13 protein-coding genes are annotated in these 12971 nt (G+C 39.9%); 6 read left to right on the forward strand and 7 right to left on the reverse strand.

The window, feature by feature from the left end:
* Positions 1-86: 86 nt before the first annotated feature.
* Entirely contained in the window at positions 87-221 is a 135-nt protein-coding gene (locus QZ738_RS06430) for a hypothetical protein (RefSeq protein ID WP_293785807.1), read from the reverse strand.
* Between the two features lie 507 nt (positions 222-728).
* Here QZ738_RS06430 and QZ738_RS06435 point away from each other — a divergent pair.
* A complete protein-coding gene (locus QZ738_RS06435; protein WP_293785809.1) occupies positions 729-1310 on the forward strand; it encodes a sigma-70 family RNA polymerase sigma factor in 582 nt (193 codons plus the stop codon).
* Entirely contained in the window at positions 1307-1798 is a 492-nt protein-coding gene (locus QZ738_RS06440) for a hypothetical protein (RefSeq protein ID WP_293785811.1), read from the forward strand. Before QZ738_RS06435 ends, QZ738_RS06440 begins: the two co-directional genes overlap by 4 nt.
* 87 nt (positions 1799-1885) lie before the next feature.
* On the opposite strand, the gene QZ738_RS06445 is transcribed toward QZ738_RS06440, so the two are convergent.
* The 6 genes from QZ738_RS06445 to QZ738_RS06470 form a co-directional block, all read right to left on the reverse strand.
* Positions 1886-2413: an alpha/beta hydrolase gene (locus tag QZ738_RS06445; RefSeq protein WP_293785813.1), complete on the reverse strand. Its 528-nt coding sequence runs from the start codon at positions 2411-2413 to the stop codon at positions 1886-1888.
* Between the two features lie 87 nt (positions 2414-2500).
* Positions 2501-2692, reverse strand: a complete 192-nt coding sequence (locus QZ738_RS06450; protein ID WP_010599196.1) for a cold-shock protein — start codon at positions 2690-2692, stop codon at positions 2501-2503.
* A gap of 114 nt (positions 2693-2806) precedes the next feature.
* Positions 2807-3808, reverse strand: a complete 1002-nt coding sequence (locus QZ738_RS06455) for a hypothetical protein (RefSeq protein ID WP_293785815.1) — start codon at positions 3806-3808, stop codon at positions 2807-2809.
* On the reverse strand, positions 3795-4670 hold the full coding sequence (locus QZ738_RS06460; protein WP_293785817.1) for a phosphodiester glycosidase family protein: 876 nt from the start codon (positions 4668-4670) through the stop codon (positions 3795-3797). Before QZ738_RS06460 ends, QZ738_RS06455 begins: the two co-directional genes overlap by 14 nt.
* 348 nt (positions 4671-5018) lie before the next feature.
* A complete protein-coding gene (locus QZ738_RS06465) occupies positions 5019-7535 on the reverse strand; it encodes a zinc-dependent metalloprotease (RefSeq protein ID WP_293785819.1) in 2517 nt (838 codons plus the stop codon).
* A 91-nt stretch (positions 7536-7626) separates the two neighbouring features.
* Positions 7627-8874, reverse strand: a complete 1248-nt coding sequence (locus QZ738_RS06470) for an aspartyl protease family protein (protein WP_293785821.1) — start codon at positions 8872-8874, stop codon at positions 7627-7629.
* A 51-nt stretch (positions 8875-8925) separates the two neighbouring features.
* On the opposite strand from QZ738_RS06470, the gene QZ738_RS06475 reads away from it, so the two are divergent.
* From QZ738_RS06475 to QZ738_RS06490, 4 genes are read left to right on the forward strand one after another with little or no spacing between them, the layout of a single operon-like run.
* On the forward strand, positions 8926-10254 hold the full coding sequence (locus tag QZ738_RS06475; RefSeq protein ID WP_293785823.1) for a D-alanyl-D-alanine carboxypeptidase/D-alanyl-D-alanine-endopeptidase: 1329 nt from the start codon (positions 8926-8928) through the stop codon (positions 10252-10254).
* 23 nt (positions 10255-10277) lie between these two features.
* Positions 10278-11303: a glycosyl hydrolase family 18 protein gene (locus QZ738_RS06480; RefSeq protein ID WP_293785825.1), complete on the forward strand. Its 1026-nt coding sequence runs from the start codon at positions 10278-10280 to the stop codon at positions 11301-11303.
* On the forward strand, positions 11236-12348 hold the full coding sequence (locus QZ738_RS06485; protein ID WP_293785827.1) for an aminotransferase class I/II-fold pyridoxal phosphate-dependent enzyme: 1113 nt from the start codon (positions 11236-11238) through the stop codon (positions 12346-12348). Before QZ738_RS06480 ends, QZ738_RS06485 begins: the two co-directional genes overlap by 68 nt.
* Positions 12349-12385: 37 nt before the next feature.
* Entirely contained in the window at positions 12386-12886 is a 501-nt protein-coding gene (locus tag QZ738_RS06490) for a phosphoglycerate mutase family protein (RefSeq protein WP_293785829.1), read from the forward strand.
* Positions 12887-12971: the final 85 nt, after the last annotated feature.

A 12971-nucleotide genomic window follows, 5' to 3' on the forward strand; every position in this document is an offset into this window, starting at 1 on the left:
GAAGAATGAGGGCTACAGCAAATAGCGGGACTGCAAGCCCTAAGAAAAACTATCCTTTAGTTTCCAGGCAAAACCGGCGATTTGGTTTATTTTTTGGAGCGCAATGCTTCTGCAAGAAAATAACGGACTTCCTGTGTTACGCTTGTACGCTTCGGGCATCGTTCCTCAGCCCTGCAGGGTACCGCTGCACCCAGGTCTAACTGGCGAAGACAGTATTTCATTTTGAGGTTTTAGAGGCGCAAACGCTGTGCGTAAACCTGATGGCAGCTGCAGCCCCGAAGAATGAGGGCTACAGCAAACAGCGGGACTGCAAGCCCTAAGAAAAACTATCCTTTAGTTTCCAGGCAAAACCGGCGATTTGGTTTATTTTTTGGAGCGCAATGCTTCTGTAAGAAAATAACAGAGTTCCTGTGTTACGCTTGTACGCTTCGGGCATCGTTCCTCAGCCCTGCAGGGTACCGCTGCACTCAGGGCTAATTGGCGAAGACAGTATTTCATTTTAATGGTTTGCAAACCGCACAAACGTTGTTCATAAACCCGATGGCAGCGGCAGCCCCGAAGCATGAGGGCTAAAGCGAACAGCGGGACTGTAGTCCGCCATGAAACGCAGTCCTTTCATTTCCAAAAAACTTGAATTATTGCGTTATTCACCTAACTACCTATAATAATCTCTTTAATCATGTTTCACGTGTAACCTCGTTATCCTTTGTGTAGTCTTACTACTAAACATGGAGCAAAACACTACAGATTTAGCGCTGATCCAAAAGGTATTGAACGGAGAAACCGATCAGTATACTTTATTGGTGAAACGCCATCAGCGGTTTGTGTTTACGCTTGCTTTAAGGTTTTTGAAAAACAGGGAAGACGCAGAGGAAGTTGCCCAGGATTGCTTTGTAAAAGCATATAAAGCCTTGGGCACTTTTAAACAAACGGCCAAGTTTAGCACCTGGCTGTATACCATTACCTATACCACGGCCATGACTTTTTTAAGGAAAAACCGGTTAGATACTACTTCTATAGATGATGAAAGTGCTGTTTTGCAACTCGAAAATCAGACCTCCGATTTCAATGCGAATGGATACGAGAAGCAAGACAGCCATACTTTTTTAAACATAGCCATTGCCCAGCTCTTACCCGATGATGCCGCCATTATTACCCTATTTTATAAGGGCGAGCAGAGTTTGGAAGAAATTGGCCAAACATTGCATATGGAGCCCAACACCATCAAAGTAAAATTGCATAGGGCCAGGCAAAGACTTAAAGAAAAATTACAATTTTTGTTAAAAGATGAAGTAAAGGAGTTACTATGAATACGATAGAACAGCAACTTTGGGATTATATTGATGGAAATCTCGATGAATTTTCGAAAAAGGCGATTGAAGAAAAAATTGAATCCACTGACGAAATTAAAACCCAGTATGAGGAACTGCTAAAACTGAATTCGGTTTTTAATGCGCTCGATCTTGATGAACCTTCCCTGTCTTTTACCAGAAATGTGATGGAAAGTGTGGCCTTAGCGCCTGCCCCTGTAGCGATGAAAACCAAGGTCGACAAAAAGATTATTTACGGAATTAGCAGCTTTTTCATTATCTCATTGTTGTTCTTATTAGGCTATGTGCTTTACAGCTCAAACCAAAGTATGCCTAAATTGGGATTTAATATCAATACGAACTTTAATTTCAATCAATATATCACGCCAACTGTTCTATATAGCTTTTTATTTTTCGATCTGGTGATCGGACTGGTATTTCTTGATCAGTTTTTAAGGAAAAAATCGCTTAGAAGTAAGATCGGCTAAACAGTTCCCGCAGATCAAAATGATTTACGCAGATTTATATCCATCTACGCCTTTCACGAAATTTGCGGGAACTCAACAGAAAAAATGTTAACCAAAGGTTTTTAAAATCTCCAACCCCATTGGCCACTCTCCAAACCCTGAGGCGGAATTAATATGTCCGGCATTACCAATATTGATGAATTCACTTCCCCAATTTTCGGCAAAAAACCTGGCCCTTTCTAAGGGGACCCACTCATCGTTTGAGCTGGCCACAACAATACTTTTGAAATGGAGTTTATCTAAAGGGACATGGTCAAAACCAACGGTATCGAAGGTGTAACGTGGCGCTTCCAAATCGCTGGGCGCAACCAGTAATGCACCTTTTATTTTCTTTTGGTACTCTTTTGCCCAGTTTGCAATTGCGGTACAGCCTAAACTATGACCAATTAAAATTACATCGGCCAGATCATAGCCAGCAAGGGTCCCATCAATGGTTTCAATCCAGTCTTTACTGGCCGGTTTATCCCATTCAAATTGATTGACACGCATAAAGTTGTCTCCGGATTTCTCGAAATGCGTTTGCCAATGATCAGGGCCTGAATTACCCAAACCAGGAATAATAAAGTAGTAGCTCATAAGTGGCGTTATGAATCCAGGTAGAAATGAAATAAAAAAGGCCGCCATCGCAAGAAAGCAGCCTCCTGTGTAAATATGATAAATAAATTAAATTACTTTCACATTAACGGCATTTAAGCCTTTTTTACCGTTAGCAACTTCGTATTGAACTTTGTCGTTTTCACGGATTTCGTCGATAAGACCTGTTGAATGAACAAAAATTTCGCTATCGCCATTCGCAGGGATAATAAAGCCAAAACCTTTAGTTACATTGAAGAATTTTACTGTGCCTTCTTGCATTGTATTAAATATTAAAATTAAGCATGCAAGGTAAGTTTTAATTTTTAAAATCAAAATAAAATTTTAACATTTTTTAACGTTAAGATTTTGTAAATAACAGATTACTAAGGCTTTTTATTTTGCTTTTCCAATCATTGTCAAGGTAATTTCGCTGTTGTGCGGAATCTCTAACGTTGTTCCCGGCGCCACATCAAAAAGGTTTCTAACATAAATATCGGCTATCCCCTGGGCTACCTTTTTTTTGGTCTCAGCATTTTCGGGAAGCACATTATAAACCGTTTTTACATGTATGCCTCCCTGAAAATCGACAATAGCCGAAACCTGGTAAGCAAAATCCTTATAGGCACGATCTATCCGGATAATATATTGTGGAAACATGTAATCGTAAGCCTCTGTTCTGTTATTTGTCCGGTCTACCGTACTGATTTTTTCAACCCTCGCAATTTTGCTTTTAGGGATAAACTGTACCGGGCTTGTAGCGGCAAAAGCACTATCGCTGCTGGCATTAACTTCTGCCGAACGTTTCTCTATAAAAGCAGTGTCGGCTTTGGTTGGTTTTTGGAGTTCTTCGGCTTTCGCTTTTAATTTATTTTTGATATAATCCTGAGCATAAAAAGTCATGTTTACATCCGAACGGATATCCGAGGCGATCACCCTTCCGTCAACCTGGATTCTTTGAAAAACCAAACTGTCTTTACTGATGTGTTTTACCTTAAAAAATTCGGCTGCGAAATTATATACATTGGCGTGATCGTATTGCAGGTAAAAATTCTGCATTCTGTTTTTCTGAGGGCTCCAGGCGGCCATGGTGTCTTCCCTTACCACCTCAATAATCCACGATGGCTTTTGCATAAAACCTTCCCGATTAAAAGAATATCCATCTTTAAACCGCCGCTTTACTTCCACATAACGGATACCCTTTACCGGCTCGAAAGTAAAATCCCTTAATGTTGGGTTGCTGGTTTTAGCACCGTAATTACAGGCAGAAAGTATCAGTACAATAAAAATAAGGTATATTGTATTTTTAATCATTTCAACAAAAATATTGGCTAAAATAAGTTTTTTTACCCAGAGGCAAACATGATTGTTAGGGGGCGCATCTTTATTTATTGACATGTTTTTTCACTAAGATAACATTGGCAACCTTACGCTGTCCTCCATGATCCCATTTTTTATTATCACTTGGATAGTTGATCACGCCACCATCGGGCATTCCATTTACCCATAGAGAGGTAGAACCGCCTCCATCAAAATTCAGGGCGCTTTTACAGCCCAGCCAACGCATTAATTTGGTTAACTCGAACAAACTCATGCCTGCCGAATTTTCATTTCTTCCATCAACTGTCAATAAGATTACCCTACCGTTTGGTTTGATGCCTACGCAGGTACGTGGATGCCGCAAGCGATTAAACCCGGCGGTATCTAAAGTCTCATCAATATTGTTCAAAGTCAATAAAGGCCCGTTTAGCAAAACATTTTGCTCGCTCAGTTTGCTTTCCCAGTCCGTTGTTCCATCCCACTTTTTGATCAAAATTTTTCCGTTATCAATCACTATCGCCGCCTCCTGATGTCTCGCTCTATTTCCATTTTTATCCAAACGATTGGTATTGATCGTTTTTCCTTCCACACGCACGAAATCTACAGCACCTCCGTTTTTTACATCGAAAAAATTACCGTTTATCGCAGCAATAGCGGTATCCCGTAATCCAAAATTACTGGTGGTAAGTAGTTCTTTTTCTTCAGCTCCGATAGCAAAAACGGCCCTACGACCCGTATTTTTTATTTCCAAAAAAGAAATATTTTGATTTGCCGCAAAAAGATTTTCCCGATCAAAGTGGTGACGGAATAAAACCACCTGCCGGGCAATTTTATTTTTACGCCATTTAGCTTTTACTAGGGTAATGGAATCGGCATTTTGGCCAAAGGCTGAGAAACCTGCGGCAAAGAGTGCAAGTGCAAAGAATAGTTTTTTAAACATAACCTGGTTTTGGCATAAAATTAAAAACTGTTAGGTGGTTTAAGTTAAAGCATCAAGAATTATACAAAGCGCTATTTAATAGCGCCGTTATTGCGATCAGCGTGAAACGGAGTCGAGAACCCGAAGGCTTAGCGAAGCTAAATCTACCAAGACAGACCTCTCCCCGCCTGTACGGGCAGCTATTCCACCGCGTTTCAGTCGAGAGGACGAATCGTGAAGTTTGGTGTAAATAAAAAGTGGAGCAATCAATTTAATGATTTGCTCCGCCTTTTTGAATTTCGAATGAGTGAATGCACAATCGCTCTTGATTATTCTTTCATTTTTATTCTTTTATAATTTAATCTCTATTTACTTTTTCGGGTCCAAAATATCTTTAATTCTGATATTTAAATCTTCGTAATGTGCTTTTGTAATGGCATCGCCAGCGGCCGCCCTGGCTCTGGTGGTAGCCAATAAGGTTTTCAATTCTTTTCTAACCAATGGCCTGATATCAGATAAACCAACATTAATTGGGGTTAAGCCATAACTAGCAGCATACTCTGCAGGGAAACCAACCGGAAGTTCATTCTCTTTAGTCATTAAATCCTGTAAACGATCTACATAGGCACGTTGTAAATTACGCTTAAAGGCATCTGCTCTCCCGGCAACAAAAACTGAAGAACGTAAGTCGGTGAATAACTCAGGCAAAGTATATGCTTTTGCTGTACCGTTTTTGGTCTCATTATCTAACAAGCGTGCAATACGGGATGCTGATAGCAAATTTCCTAAAGTATTTGTTTGAACACCTTTAATGCGGTTCAGCAACACACCGTTATCAAATTTGCTTAATTGGTCGTTACTGATTAACCAAAGTGGTGTAGTAAATAATTGCTGATTGAAAAAAGCAACAGCTTCTTTTTGTTTTGCTTTTGGTAAATAGGCGTAAACCGGGCCTTTTTGGTCGTAAGTTTTAAAATTTTCACTTAGTCCACCAACATTTGTAGCCACATGCCCCATGTAACGGTTAAACTGTCCAACAATTTCAGTATAGATCTCTTTTAAATCGCTATAATCTTTTCCTTTTTGATAGGTCCATTTTTCGACGTTTGGAAGGATACGTTTCAAATTAGCAATACCATATGTACTGGCTTTCATCGCATTGTCGCCCAAATCTTCGCTCTGCAAACGAGGGTCTAATGACGTTCCCTGGCGGCCGTAGAAATACAAAGGATTACCCGCATTTTTTAGGGTCCACTGGTCTAAAATTTCTTTTTCCTGTTCTGCGGTTTTGCCTCCAGGGATCCATGAATAGCCCCATTTTACGGCCCATTTATCGTATTCTCCTATCTGAGGGTGAAGTTTCGTTACACCATCGCCAGGTTGTGCGATATAATTGAAACGCGCATAATCCATAATGGATGGTGCTGTACCGTGCTTATCTGTAAACGTTTTTGAACGTAAGGAATCAACCGGGTATGCATAGCTTGAGCCAAAGTTATGTGGCAAGCCTAGCGTATGGCCAATCTCATGTGAAGAAACAAAACGGATCAGTTCACCCATCTGTGCATCGGTAAATTGCGCTTTACGCACATCAGGATTAATGGCTGCTGTTTGTACGAAATACCAGTTACGCAACAGGTTCATCACGTTATGGTACCAACCAATATGCGTTTCCAGAATTTGCCCGGTGCGGGGATCACTAACGTGCGGGCCGTAAGCATTTGCAATATCTGATGCAAAATATCGCACCACCGAATACCTGGAGTCTTCTACACTAAACTGAGGATCTTGTTGAGGTGTTGGTGCTTCTTTACCCATAATGGCATTTTTGAAACCTGCAGCTTCAAAAGCTACCTGCCAATCGTTAATTCCCTGAATTAAATACGGCACCCATTTTTTTGGCGTTGCAGGATCGATATAGATGATAATAGGCTTTACCGGCTCTACTAATTCGCCCCGTTTATAGGCATTTGTGTCTTTGGGAACTAAATTCCAGCGGTGAATGTAGGCTGTACGTTCCGCTTTTTGCGCATTGCTTCCGTAGTCGATTTGAGATTGACCAAAATAACCGACCCTGCTGTCCATTATCCTGGCTTTTACAGGAGTTTTTGGCAGTAATAACATCGATGTATTAAATTCGAAAGTAACGGCACCATTACTGTTATCCGTTGGAGATTCTGCTGCTCGATAGGTTTTAGCTGTTTTTACCTCCACGTTGATCGGGAAGGTTTTTATCGTATCAATGTAAGATCTTGAACCATCGTATGCCATTACTTTATATGCTTTACGGATCTGATCGGTAGCACCAATGGCCATAATATCACCGTTATAAAAGTCGGTAACATCAATTACAACGCCTGTCGTATCTTTATTATAGGCTTTAATTTCAAAACTGGCTAGAATCTGCGCAAGATTAGAGTTTTGTACCGATTCGTACATATCGCTGTTCTGATCGGCTTTAGTTGAATAACTAGGTACGCGGATGTAAACCTGTTTACCTCTACGCTCCCATTTCCATACCTGCTCATTTAATTCTTCTCCACCATATTGCTGGTTGCCCACTTTTACACCGGCAGGTGCTTTTGCCAAACGGGTAACAACCAGCATCTCGCGGTTAATCATCGAATCTGGTATCTCAAAATACCATTTATCGTCAACCTTATGTGTTTTAAATAAACCGTTTGTTGTTCTCGCCTTTGCAGTAATTACCTCGGCAAACGGTTTAATCCCTTCTTTTTTTTGTGCCGCCGCCGGAGCTGCCGTTGGTGTTGTTGGAGTGCTTCCCTTTGTTGTTTTAGATTTTTTCTGGGCATATACCGAACCTGTTCCGGCTACCCCAATTGTTACGACACCTGCTAGGGCAAGTACCTTAAAAATTTTATTCATGCGTGTATAAAGTTAGTTTGCTTGGCGATAAGAGGTTAAAGTTAAAGCGTTGTTACACCACAAATCATTTGTAACACGAAAATTACGCTGATCAGATTCTTTTTTCGAGTCGAACCACTTTAAAATAGACCTGATTATTCCTAAAAATTTCGAGAATGATATTGCTGCCTGCTTTCGACTTAAACATTTCATTAAGATCGTTTAAATAATAGCCATCGATACTTTTAAAGTTTACCCCGATAATTTCGTCATCGGAATATAAACCTGCCTTTTCTGCCGGACTGTTTTCATCTATTTCTCCGATCATTACTCTTTTATATGCTTTCTGATCTAGATACAACACCATCCCCGCCATATCGTGTTCAAAAGGGATTTTCCTGAATCGATTGGATTTAACATAAATAAAACCATCCTGATAGTTAAACTGAATGTTAAATTTCCGAAGAAGATCGGCTCCTATATTTCCATTCCTTTTGGACAAATCGATTTTAGCTGCGATGCGCTTAAAATCAGGGAAGCCGGCAACAACATTTTGAAAAACATGGCCCCCGATATTAAACCTGTTTACACGGCCAACATATCCCTTAATCTGGCCGCTTAAGCTCATCCCTAAATTCGCTTTGATTTTTTTATCCGGTAAAGGGAATGCTGTGCCATTGAGCATTTCGAGTGATAGCGCATGGCTGGCGCCGGTATCCATTAAAAACCTCGCTTCAACTGTTTTTCCGTCAGGAACGTCAATTGTAGTTAAAACATAAGGTTTCTGATTCTCTATTTCGATAGGGATTTTTTTCCCGCGGTACTTAATTTTGGCGCCGCGATCGTAAACAATCAGCCTGTTTTCACTATACCTGATATCGACAATAAAACTATTAAAAAAGCTGAAGCCTAACAAGCCATAAATTTTCAGCCCTAAATGTCCTGAAAGGTTAAATAAGTCTTCTTTTAAAATCGCGGCTGGTATATATTTAATGCTGGCACTGCCTACTTTAACATCAAGACTTTGAGAAACATAAGCATCCACACTTTCCAGGCCAAGGCCGGAAACCTTAATTTTACGGAGCTTACCAAAATTCAACGAATCGATAACAGAGGGATCTGTAATAATCATGGGGCCAACACCGGTATCAAGTACAAAATCATACGGTCCTTTTCCATTCACATACACCGGAATTATCATGAGGTTTTTAATACACTTAAAAGCAATAGACTGTTTTTGCTGGTTTCTTTTCAATAGGAATTCCTGGCCAAAACCAGAAAAAGCAAGAAAGACAAGCACCAGGCAAATGGTCAGTTTGAGTAAACAGATTATTACACGGAGGTTATATTTGGCTAACATTCAACTAAATTTAATAAATTAGTTAATCTTTATGTCTCCTAAATTTAGCACATGTTTCCTTTAAAAAATTTTAATTTTATTTTTATAGCCTTTGTTCTATCACTTTGCTTGTCAACAGGCTGCTCAACCGATAAAATCATTTCAAAAAAAGTAGATTGGGAATTCAAAAATTCACCGGTCATCAAACAATATCAGGTTGGCTTTGCGCTTTATAATCCAACAGATAAAAAAATGATTTTTCAGAAGGATGCAGACCGGTATTTCACCCCTGCTTCTAATACTAAACTGTACACTTTTTTTGCGAGCCTAAAAATGTTGCCTGATTTGATGCCTGCTTTAAAATATACTGAGCGGAATGACTCGTTGGTTTTTTGGGGAACCGGAGACCCTGCTTTTTTACAGTTTGCAGTAAAAGACAAATCCGCCTACAACTTTCTTCTGGCATCAAATAAAAAACTGTTTTTTTCCCCGGGACGATATTCCGGCAATTTCTTTGGCGAGGGCTGGGCCTGGGATGATTACGATTATTATTACCAGCCAGAAATTACCGAAATGCCTATTATGGATAACATGGTTACCTCTACCTATGCCTCCCCTAATAAAATCAATATTGAGCCAAAGGTTTTTATTCCCTGTTTCGAATTAGATTCTACCCGGAGAACTGGCGGTTTTCAGGTAAAAAGAGATTTTTTAACTAACCGCTTTCACTACCCCGCAGTTGCAGTAAAGCCCGGTTATAATCAGCAAAACCCCTATAAAACCAGCGCGCAGGTTACTGTGGAGATACTGGCTGACACTTTGCACAAACCAGTTGGCATCGTAAACTTAAAGATACCACAGGATGCTAAAACCTTACCTGGTGCAAAACGTGATTCGGTTCTAAAGCATATGATGCTGCCTAGCGATAATTTTATTGCCGAACATTTGTTATTGGTTTGCGCGAACCAGATTGGCGATACATTGAGTACCGCAAAAGCCATTGATTACATAACGAAAAACTACCTTTCCTTTCTGCCTGACAAAGTAAAATGGGTTGATGGCTCCGGGCTTTCCCGACAGAATTCATTTACACCACGCGATAATGTCTATCTACTTGATTCTATCTACAGGTTGGTAAACAATCCGGAAAAGCTTTTTGAGCTATTTCCTGCAGGAGGCAAAAGTGGCACTTTAAAAAATGCTTACCCTAAAACCGATAAACCTTTTGTTTTCGGTAAAACGGGTTCGCTTGGCGGTGTCCATAACCAAAGTGGGTACGTACTCACCAAAAAGGGCAAAACATATATTTTTTCTTTTATGAACAATAACTTTATAAAACCAACTGCTGAGGTACGTGCAGAAATGGTGAGGATCATGACCTACATACATGATCATTTTTAAGCATATACAAAAACACCTCACCTATGAAAAAAATTTACCTGTTAATTGGCACTTCTGCACTGCTTATGGTGCTCTCCTGCAAGAAAAATGATTCCCTGACACTTCCTTCTGATCCTCCCACGCCTATCACGCCATATGTGACAGATAATAGTTTTAAGATTGTCAGTTATTTTCCTAGTTACCGGGATCCCGCCGGTATTGCGGATTCGAAATTTAAAATGATTACACACCTGTTTTATGCTTTCCTTAACCCTAATACGGATGGAAGTTTAGTGGCATTAGCACAACCAGGCCGATTTACAACCGTAATCCAGAAAGCAAAAGCAAATGGCGTGAAAACAGGCATTTCCATATCGGGTACAAAAAGTATTTTTGTCACCATGGCTGCATCGGCAACCGCCAGAAACATGTTTGTAAAAAATGTGCTTACTTTTGCCAAAACAAATAATCTGGACGGCATAGATATGGATTGGGAATATCCCAGTACCAGTGATGGATCGGCAGATAATTATGTACTGCTAATGAAGGAACTTTCAGATTCACTACATCAATACCATAAATTTTTAAGTGCAGCCATAACCCCTGGCGTATATGCCGGCAGTATTCGTGACGGATTAAAATCTGAGGTTTTTCCTGTGGTAGATTTCTTTAATATTATGGTTTATGATGGAATTGGTTGGGATAAAAATGAGCCTGTTCAGCATGCATCGTATAACATGGCAGTTGCCAGTTTAAATTATTGGTTAAATACGCGGGGTATGCCAAAGGAAAAAGCCGTTTTAGGCATCCCGGCTTATGGTAAAAATGCCGGTAATTCTGCAAAGGCCTATCGTGATTTTGTAACCGCTGGTGCTGATGTAAGTTTAGATAATGCTCTAATTGATGGCGTTCAGTTTTATTTTAATGGAACGATAACCACCAGGAAAAAAGCCAGACTAGCTAAAGATATTGCAAATGGAATCATGTTCTGGGAGTTTTACCATGATGACAACGGCAATCCATCCATTATCCGTGCCGCAAATGATGAGCTTGGCAGAAATTACAATTGATATGATTCCTGACTTTAAATCGATAGAACAACCTTTTTCAAATACCATCAACATTGAAAATACTTCGTATTTATATTTTGGCGGGACGGCTTACCTGGGCATTCCGCAAAATCAGGATTTCATAGATCTATATATTGAAGGGATAAAAAAGTTTGGTTTAAACAATGGAACAAGCCGCACCAACAATATTCAGTTAGGCATCTACAACGACGCCGAAAAAATAGCCGCAGCACGTTTTGGTGCAGAAAAAGCTTTGATTACTTCGAGTGGTTATTTAGCTGCACAGCTTACGGTTAAAAGTTTGTCTACATTAGGCACGGTAATTTATGCTCCGGCCGCACATCCTGCACTTTGGTTAAACGATCAGCCTACAACCCATCAAACATTTAATGAATGGAAAAAGGAAACCATAAAGCTCATCAATGCTTCCGAAGAGAAAAACTGGGTTTTGATCAGTAATTCCATGAACAATCTTTTCCCTGAAATTTATGATTTTAACTTCCTCACTGATATACATCCGGAAAAAAAGATTATTTTAATTGTGGATGATTCGCATGGTATAGGTATCAATAATAATGGAAGGGGTGCATGGATTAAGCTTCCGGCTAAATCCAATATCGAACGGATTGTTGTGGCCTCAATGGCAAAGGCATTAGGCGTAGATGCCGGATTGGTTTTGGGTTCAAATGCCCTTATTACCAAACTAAAAAGCAGCAATATTTTTATTGGGGCATCACCCCCATCTGCAGCTGGTCTTTTTGCCTTTACCAAGGCCGAAAAAATATACCAACGTGCATGGACAAAATTGCAGGAGAATGTAAAGCTACTTACCGCTGATTTAAGTGAAAAATGGGCATTTGAACCCGCATTTCCTGCATTCCTGACACTAGATTCAAGTTTGGCTGAACGCTTGCTCAGCGAAAAAATCCTGATTTCATCCTTTCCTTACCCTAAACCCGAATCTAAGCCGATAAACAGAATTGTTTTGAGCAGTTGGCATGAGAAAGAAGATATTGAAACGCTGCTGGCAGCTATAAATTTTTAGCCTTTCCTGATCCAATTAATTTTTCAATATTTATGACATGAAAAAATTGTTCGTATTACTGGCTTTAACACTGCTCCTTGCCAATATTGTTTCTGCGCAAACGACTACAGTTTGGATTGTTAGGCATGCCGAAAAAGATAAATCCAATCCCCAGGATACCAATCCCAACCTCTCTGATGAAGGGAAAATCCGGGCAGGAGATTTAGCCACATACCTTAAAAAGGTAAAGTTTGATGTTGCTTTTGCTACACCGACAAAAAGAACACACCAAACGCTAGATTCACTGGTGATTCCGAAAGTAGTTGATTATCAGGACATCAAATCGCTTTTGGATAGTATCAAAACCAGTTATGCTGGCAAAAATGTGATTATTGCCGGCCATTCTAATACCATACTAGAAATTATTGAAGCATTTGGCGGTAAAAAACCTAAAGAGGAATTAACGGACGACGATTACGATTATATTTTCGAATTATCAGTTAAAGGAGATAAAGCGCGGGTAAAAATGGACCAGTTCGGCAGGCCACACCATTTGTAGTTTGTGATATCAGGTATACCACCTAGCAATTGGAGAGTTGAATTTAGTGTAAGACGGTAACATCTTACACTACATAGATAATGTC

It is taken from the genome of uncultured Pedobacter sp. (genome assembly GCF_913776295.1).
In the GTDB taxonomy this organism is placed as follows: domain Bacteria; phylum Bacteroidota; class Bacteroidia; order Sphingobacteriales; family Sphingobacteriaceae; genus Pedobacter.

Excerpts from the sequence above, each read along its gene's own strand:
- QZ738_RS06430 (WP_293785807.1), bottom strand. The coding sequence starts at position 221 with ATGAAATACTGTCTTCGCCAGTTAGACCTGGGTGCAGCGGTACCCTGC.
- QZ738_RS06435 (WP_293785809.1), top strand. The coding sequence starts at position 729 with ATGGAGCAAAACACTACAGATTTAGCGCTGATCCAAAAGGTATTGAAC.
- QZ738_RS06440 (WP_293785811.1), top strand. The coding sequence starts at position 1,307 with ATGAATACGATAGAACAGCAACTTTGGGATTATATTGATGGAAATCTC.
- QZ738_RS06445 (WP_293785813.1), bottom strand. The coding sequence starts at position 2,413 with ATGAGCTACTACTTTATTATTCCTGGTTTGGGTAATTCAGGCCCTGAT.
- QZ738_RS06450 (WP_010599196.1), bottom strand. The coding sequence starts at position 2,692 with ATGCAAGAAGGCACAGTAAAATTCTTCAATGTAACTAAAGGTTTTGGC.
- QZ738_RS06455 (WP_293785815.1), bottom strand. The coding sequence starts at position 3,808 with ATGTCAATAAATAAAGATGCGCCCCCTAACAATCATGTTTGCCTCTGG.
- QZ738_RS06460 (WP_293785817.1), bottom strand. The coding sequence starts at position 4,670 with ATGTTTAAAAAACTATTCTTTGCACTTGCACTCTTTGCCGCAGGTTTC.
- QZ738_RS06465 (WP_293785819.1), bottom strand. The coding sequence starts at position 7,535 with ATGAATAAAATTTTTAAGGTACTTGCCCTAGCAGGTGTCGTAACAATT.
- QZ738_RS06470 (WP_293785821.1), bottom strand. The coding sequence starts at position 8,874 with ATGTTAGCCAAATATAACCTCCGTGTAATAATCTGTTTACTCAAACTG.
- QZ738_RS06475 (WP_293785823.1), top strand. The coding sequence starts at position 8,926 with ATGTTTCCTTTAAAAAATTTTAATTTTATTTTTATAGCCTTTGTTCTA.
- QZ738_RS06480 (WP_293785825.1), top strand. The coding sequence starts at position 10,278 with ATGAAAAAAATTTACCTGTTAATTGGCACTTCTGCACTGCTTATGGTG.
- QZ738_RS06485 (WP_293785827.1), top strand. The coding sequence starts at position 11,236 with ATGATGACAACGGCAATCCATCCATTATCCGTGCCGCAAATGATGAGC.
- QZ738_RS06490 (WP_293785829.1), top strand. The coding sequence starts at position 12,386 with ATGAAAAAATTGTTCGTATTACTGGCTTTAACACTGCTCCTTGCCAAT.